This window comes from Mesorhizobium sp. M2D.F.Ca.ET.226.01.1.1 (assembly GCF_004022705.2).
Classification (GTDB): Bacteria; Pseudomonadota; Alphaproteobacteria; order Rhizobiales; family Rhizobiaceae; genus Mesorhizobium.
Genome location: NZ_RZOY02000044.1, coordinates 1 through 1,094, shown reverse-complemented (window position 1 = coordinate 1,094; position 1,094 = coordinate 1). Strand labels below are relative to the sequence as shown.

1 protein-coding gene is annotated in these 1,094 nt (G+C 61.9%); it reads left to right on the top strand.

The genetic code is table 11. The features are described from left to right. Nucleotides 1-27 precede the first annotated feature (27 nt). Nucleotides 28-1,089 (top strand): ISAs1 family transposase, encoded by a 1,062-nt coding sequence (locus EN869_RS33675; RefSeq protein WP_135858182.1) that lies wholly within the window; start codon nucleotides 28-30, stop codon nucleotides 1,087-1,089. Nucleotides 1,090-1,094 lie beyond the last annotated feature (5 nt).

Below are 1,094 nucleotides of genomic sequence, written 5' to 3'. Positions count from 1 at the left end.
AGGCAGTCGAATTGAGGAGAGACTGCCATTTCGAGCCTTGAGAGCTATTTCGGCGCGCTGCCCGATCCGCGCGCTGGCAACGCCACGCATCGGCTTGGCGACCTGATCGTGATGATGATCGCCGCAAGCCTTTGCGGGGCAAGCAAGGCAACAGAGTTCTCGCTGTTTGCACAGGAGCGCAGGCAGGCACTGTCGCGCTTGATCGAGTACGAGGTGGCACCCAGCCATGACACCTTCTCGCGGCTGTTGCGACTACTTGATCCGGAGGCGTTCGGGCGAGCCTTCGCCGCCTTTGCCGCAGACTTCGCGCGTGCCTGCCAGGAGGTGGTCTCGCTCGATGGCAAGGCGCTGCGACGAGCCTATGAGAAGGGCCTTGCGGCCAGTCCGCCGCTGACGGTGTCGGCCTTCGCCGCCGAGACGCGGCTATGCTTGGCGGCGGTGTCGCCGGACGACGGAGACAATGAGGTCGAGGCCGCCCTCAAGGTGATCGAACTCATTGATCTTACTGGCAGAATGGTCACAGCCGACGCACTTCACTGCCACAAGCGCATGGCAAAAGCCATCACCGATGGTGGCGGGAACTATCTGCTGGCGCTCAAGGGAAACCGACGCCATTGGCTCGCTCATGCCAAACAACATCTGGCCGAAACCGCCCCCGCTGTGGCGGGGCGCAGCGAGACCAGCCATGGTCGTGACGAGTGGCGTCAGGCAGAGGTCGTGGCCGCCACCAAGCCACTGATGGCCGGCCACGAAGCCTTCATCCGCATCACCAGCCAGCGCGATCAGGCCAAGCCGCGGACGCGACTATTCATGGCTTCCACTCTGCTGTCGCCACAGCAGGCGCTTGAACTCACGAGAGCCCATTGGCAGATCGAGAACGGGCTGCATTGGATGCTCGACGTTCATCTGGATGAGGATCGATCCCGTGCCCGCAAGGACAATGCCCCTGCCAACACCGCACTCATCACCCGCATCGCCAGAAACATCCTTCAGGCCGCAGATGCTGACAAAGTTCCAATCAGCCACCGCATCAAGAAATGCGCCTGGAATGACGACTATCTCATCCAGGCCCTAACCCATATGCGATAGCCCTG